The sequence below is a fragment of the Pseudomonas sp. GM79 genome, from assembly GCF_000282495.1.
GTDB lineage: Bacteria > Pseudomonadota > Gammaproteobacteria > Pseudomonadales > Pseudomonadaceae > Aquipseudomonas.
Map to the genome: position 1 here is coordinate 1 of NZ_AKJE01000101.1, position 5,865 is coordinate 5,865.

A 5,865-nucleotide genomic window follows, 5' to 3' on the forward strand; every position below is an offset into this window, starting at 1 on the left:
CCGGGACTCCGGTCACCGTCACGCTCAGCAACGGCGCCGTCATCACCATCGACGCCGGTAAAACCACAGGCACCGTTACCGTCCCGGCTCCATCCGATGACGTTTACAAAGACACCGGCACTGTCCAGGCAACCATCTCCACCGCCACCGGTGGCAACTTCGAAAACCTGGTGCCAAGCACTGCCCCGGCAGTAACCAGCATCACCGACACCCTCGACACCACGACCGTCACCCTGAACGCCACCGCTTCGGCAACTGAAGGCGGCACCGTCACTTACACCGCGACTGTCGGTGCGCCCGTGACGGGCAGCCCGGTCACCGTGTCCTTGGCCAACGGTCAGACGATCACCATCGAAGTCGGTAAAACCACCGGTACTGTGACCACCGCCGCACCGAACGACGCATTGGCCGGTCATGTTCCGCTGACCAACTCGATCACCAGCGTCAGCGGCGGCAACTACGAGAACCTGGTGGCGGATAAAACGCCGGTCAGCACCACCGTGACCGACACAGTCGACACCACCAACCTCAGCCTGAGCGCGACCAACTCGGTCGCCGAAGGTAGCCAGATCACTTACACCGCGACCCTGACCAACGCCGCCGGCACTCCGGTGACCGTGACGTTGAGCAATGGCGCCGTGATCACCATCGACGCCGGCAAAACCACTGGCACCGTGACTGTCGATGCGCCGAAGGACGACGTCTACAAAGACGCCGGCACCGTCGAAGCAACCATCACTGGCGCCACCGGCGGCAACTTCGAAAACCTGGTCACCAGCAATACTGCTGCGGTCACGACTGTCACCGACACGATCGACAAAACCGAAGTCAGCATCAGCGGCAGCACCTCGGTCGCCGAAGGCCAGACCGCCAGCTACACCGTCAGCCTGACTCACCCGGCGCAGACCGAAGTAACCCTGAAAATCGTCTACAGCGGCACCGCCACCGACGGTTCGGACTTCACCGGCGTGTACACCGTGAAAATCCCGGCGGGCGCCAGCAGCGCAAGCTTCAACGTCGCGACGCTGGACGACAAGCTCACCGAAGGCACCGAGAACTTCGTGGTCAAGATCGACTCGGCCACCGGCGGCAACTTCGAAAACCTCGCGGTCAGCACCACCAACGGCAGCGTCAGCACCTCGATCACCGATAACGATGCAGCGCCGGTTCTCGACCTGGACGCCAACAACTCCAGCGGCGCCACCGGGGCCAACTACAACGTGACCTTCACCGAAGGCACTACCGGCCAGGGCGTCTCGATCGGCGACACCGACCTGAAAATCACCGACCCGGACAGCACGATGCTGACCGGCGCCACCATCGTGCTGACCAACCGTCAGCCGGGCGACGCGCTGAACCTGGGCAACAGCGTCAACGGCATCAGCATCAACGCCAACAGCCAGGACGGCACCGTCACCCTGACTCTGTCGGGCAACGCGACGCTGGCCGATTACATGCAGCAGATCAAAAACATCAGCTTCACCAACAGCAGTGAGGATCCGAGCACCGTGCCGCGGATCATCACCGTGACGGTGACCGATGGCAGCAACTACTCCAACACCGCGACCACCACCGTCAACGTGGTGGCTGTGAACGACGCGCCAACCGCCGCACCGGTTAACGTCACCGGCACCGAAGACACCCCGCTGATTCTTGGCTGGTCGACCTTCGGCATCAGCGATGTCGACAGCCCCACCGCCAACCTGGGGGTGAAAATCACTCAGCTGCCGGGCGATGGCAAGTTGCAGTACCTGGACGGTGCTACCTGGAAAGACGTGGCGACCAACCAGACCGTCAGCAAGGCCGACATCGACGCCGGCAAGTTGCGCTTCACGCCAGATGCCAACGAATCGGGCGTCGATGGCTACGGCGGCACCGGCGTGGGCAACAAACAAGCGGACTACGCGCAGATCAAGTTCCAGCCAACCGACGGTCAACTGCTGGGCAACACCGGCACGGTGAAAATCGACATCACACCGGTTGCCGACGCGCCATCCCTGAGCGTCGCGGACAACAGCGTCAAGTCCACCGGGCTGATCAAGGAAGTCTGGACCGGTCTGTCGGGCCTTGGCACCGATGGTAGCGGCGCGTCTTCCAGCACGCTGAAATCGGTCATCGACGGCGCGGGTACACCGAACTCCAGCGGCACCGTGACCAATGTGCAGTCCAACGGCAGTGTCACGGCCGGCACGGCGTCGAAAACGTCGGGCCTGATTTACCTCGAAGCCGGCAAGACGTACACCTTCAGCGGTACCGGTGACGACAGCCTGTTGGTGACCATCGGCGGTAAAAACGTGGCCGCAATCACTTGGGGCGCGGGCGGTAACCTGAACGGTTCGTTCATCCCGACCACCAGCGGTTATTACACCCTGGACATCTACCACCACAACCAGAGTGGCCCGGGCAGCTATGACGTCAACCTGTCGGTCAACGGCGGTGCGGCGGTCGACCTGAGCAGTGCCGGCGTGCCGCTGTACACCGGCGTGGCGGATCTGGCCGCTTCTGGCGTGACAGTGTCCGACCTGCACGGCACCAATGGCGAAGGCTACTACGACGGCTACAAACTCAACGAAGGCGCCGAAGGCACCAGCGTTCACCTGTCCGCGATCAAAACGGCGCTTACCGACACCGACGGCTCTGAAAGCCTGAGCGTGAAGATCAGCGGCATGCCGGAGGGCTCGGTGCTCAGCGATGGCGCGGGCCACACCTTCACCACCACCAACGGTGAAGCCAACGTCACCGGCTGGAACCTCGGCACGCTGACCGTCACCCCGCCGCCGTACTACAACGGCCAGTTCACCCTGACCGTGACATCGACATCCACCGAAGCCCATGGCGGTTCGGCACCGAGTACCGCGCAGATCCCGGTCACGGTGTACCCGGCGGTTTACAACGCCACCACCGCCACAGCGGCCGACGACACCATCACCGGCACCGACGGCAACGACATCATGGTCGCCGATATCGGCGGGCTGACCGTGGTGCCGGGCACCAACTACAACATCGCCTTCATGGTCGACAGCTCGGGCAGCATGAGCCCTTCTTCGATCAGCGCCGCCAAGGATTCGCTGACCGCGGTATTCAACACCCTCAAGCAAAGCATGGGCGGCAACTCCGGGACGGTGAACATCTTCCTGGTGGACTTCGACAACCAGGTCAACAAGTCGGTGTCGGTGAACCTGAACAACCCGAACGCACTGACCTTGCTCAAATCCGTGCTGGACTCGATGTCGTCCGGCGGCGGCACCAACTACGAGGACGTGTTCAAAACCACGGCCAACTGGTTCCAGAGTGCCGACGCGATGGCCAACACCGGTGCGAAGAACCTCACGTACTTCATCACCGACGGCAAGCCGACCTACTACCAGAGTGGCGAGCAAACCAACCCGACCTTGTTCGGTAACGTGAGGCTCGATGACGTCATCCCCACCAATTACAAATTGGGGCAGACTTATTCCGTTGACCTGGACAGCACTCACTACCTGACCATCGACAGCGCTGGCAACGTCACGCTGCTGACTCAGAATAAAAAGGGCAACTGGCACAGTTCTGAACTGGGCACTCTCCATGCCGAGGGCAACGGCACCTATGAGCTGTCCTATCGCGATGGCACCGGCTACAGCACCGATTCCACCGCCATCGACAACTCCTCCAGCGGCTTCGCATTGCTGAGCAACGTGTCGACGGTGGAAGCGATCGGCCTGAACACAGACGTCACCCTCGGCGACCTCAAGCCGTACGATTCGGATCAAACGCCACAAACCAACATCGACCCGAAAGACCTGGCCAACTCGATCATCGGCCATACCGAAGCGACGATGCCGGGCGCCGACACGGTCAGCGGCGGTGACGGCAACGACCTGCTGTTCGGCGATCTGGTGAGCTTCAATGGCATTGCCGGCGAGGGTTATCAGGCCATGCAGGCGTTCGTGGCCCAACAGACCGGCGTCGACGCCAGCAAAGTCACCACCAGCAACGTGCACCAGTACATTACCGAGCACTACACCGCGTTCGACGTGTCTGGCGCCCACGACGGTAACGACACGCTGCTGGGTGGCGCGGGCAACGACATTCTCTTCGGCCAGGGTGGCAACGACCTCCTCGACGGCGGCAAGGGCAATGACATTCTGCTGGGAGGCAGCGGCAATGACTCGCTGATCGGTGGTCAAGGCAACGACATCCTGATTGGCGGTTCGGGTGCCGACACCTTCATCTGGAAGGCTGGCGATACCGGCAGCGACGTGATCAAGGACTTCAAGGCCAGCGAAGGCGACCGCATCGACCTGCGTGATCTGTTGCAGGGCGAAACCGGCAGCACCATTGATAACTTCCTGAAGATCACCACGGTGGATGGTGTGTCGTCTCTGCAAGTCAGTTCTGGCGGCAAGTTCAACGGCGCCGATGCCGCAGCGGCCGCCCCGGACGTGACGATCAAACTGGAAGGCAACAATTGGTCCAGCGCCAGCATCAACTCGTTGATCGCCGGCAGTGACCCGACCATCAAGGTCGATCACAACAACAGCTGATCAGCAGGCTGACGGCCGCCCAGACCGGGCGGCCGTCACGTTTGCGTCCATCTCACGGGTGACGATTTCGTCGTCGCACCGCATACTCGCCTGCGTTGGCCTATGCTGCTGACAGCATGACGCTGGTCCATTTCCGAGGGATGCTCAATGTTTTACGTGCAACGCGATGCGCAAGGTCAGTTAGTGCGCGTGGAAGCCACGGCCTACGCCGAGGCCACGGAAACGCTGCCGGCCGATCACCATGAAATCCAGGCCTGGTATGCCCACGAAGTGGTTGAGACCAGCCTCAAGCAGCTCAAGCAGAGCGACCTGGAAATGATCCGGGTACTCGACGACTTGATTCAGGTGCTGACCCAAAAAGGCGTGATCCGCGTCACCGACCTGCCGGCCGCCGCGCAAGCCAAGCTGATGGACCGGACCCAGGCCCGTGAAGCGTTGGGCGGGTTGAGCCAATTGATCGATGATGATGAGACGGGGTTGATCTGACGCCCCTTCGTCGGCGCCTGTACTGGCGCCTTCGCGAGCAAGCCCGCTCCCACATGAGTTCTGTGTTGATCGCATGATTGCGGTTCGACACAAATCCAGTGTGGGAGCGGGCTTGCTCGCGAAGGCGATCTTCAACTCACCACCGCTCTGACCTGCTAAACCTCGGCCCGAGCCTGCATCTGCGGCGACTCAAGGTGATCCAGCGCCCGCTCCACCAATAACTGCACGCCATCGGCCAAACGGCTGAGGGCCAGGGCGACTGAACGCCGTGAGCCTTCCACATCATCCGCCAGGTCGGCGGCGATGGCGCTGATGGACAGCAAGTCTTCGGAGGCGTTGGCCAGAAGGGCTTCGGTGTCGATGTCGGGGGAGACGGTGAAGAGGCGGCCTTTGCGGGGCGGATTCGGCGTTACTTTGAACATAGTTCGATTCCTCAAAATGGAAGCTGAAACCAGTTCGCTTGCACGCGAATAAGGTGGCAGCTATGTGTGGGGTGCAAGACCGAGTAGGAATCAGACCAACAAAACCTCGGCAGACCCGAAGATCTCCCGCACACAGCCGCCATAAAGCAAATACAGCGAGCATGAAACGCCCGGCGTATGGCATAAGCTAGGAATTGTTGGTCGTTTTACCCGGACTTGCACGTCCGTGTCACCGATTATTCAGTGACAAGGCCAGACTAGCCTTGGACTTTGGCCAAAACAAGTTCACCAAAACCGCTACAACTTGAAGGAAATCTCCTAGGACCTGCAGGACACAGCCGCCCCTGGGAAGATCAAAAGATCGCAGCCTTCGGCAGCTCCTACAGGGGAATGTGTACCTCTGTAGGAGCTGCCGAAGGCTGCGATCTTTT

The 5,865-nt window shown here is 61.2% G+C and carries 1 protein-coding gene and 2 pseudogenes; 2 read left to right on the forward strand and 1 reads right to left on the reverse strand.

Going from position 1 to position 5,865, the window contains the following annotated elements; all coding sequences use genetic code 11:
- Positions 1-4,526 (forward strand): annotated as a pseudogene (locus tag PMI36_RS04530) (LapA family giant adhesin); the annotation flags it as partial.
- Positions 4,527-4,673: 147 nt separating this feature from the next.
- Positions 4,674-5,012 carry a hypothetical protein gene (locus tag PMI36_RS04525; protein WP_008005691.1) on the forward strand — a complete coding sequence of 113 codons (339 nt, stop codon included), beginning with the start codon at positions 4,674-4,676 and terminating at the stop codon, positions 5,010-5,012.
- 155 nt (positions 5,013-5,167) lie between these two features.
- Here PMI36_RS04525 and PMI36_RS04520 read toward each other — a convergent pair.
- Positions 5,168-5,407: pseudogene (locus tag PMI36_RS04520) on the reverse strand (DUF6124 family protein); the annotation flags it as partial.
- Between the last annotated feature and the right edge of the window lie 458 nt (positions 5,408-5,865).

Excerpts from the sequence above, each read along its gene's own strand:
- PMI36_RS04525 (WP_008005691.1), top strand. The coding sequence starts at position 4,674 with ATGTTTTACGTGCAACGCGATGCGCAAGGTCAGTTAGTGCGCGTGGAA.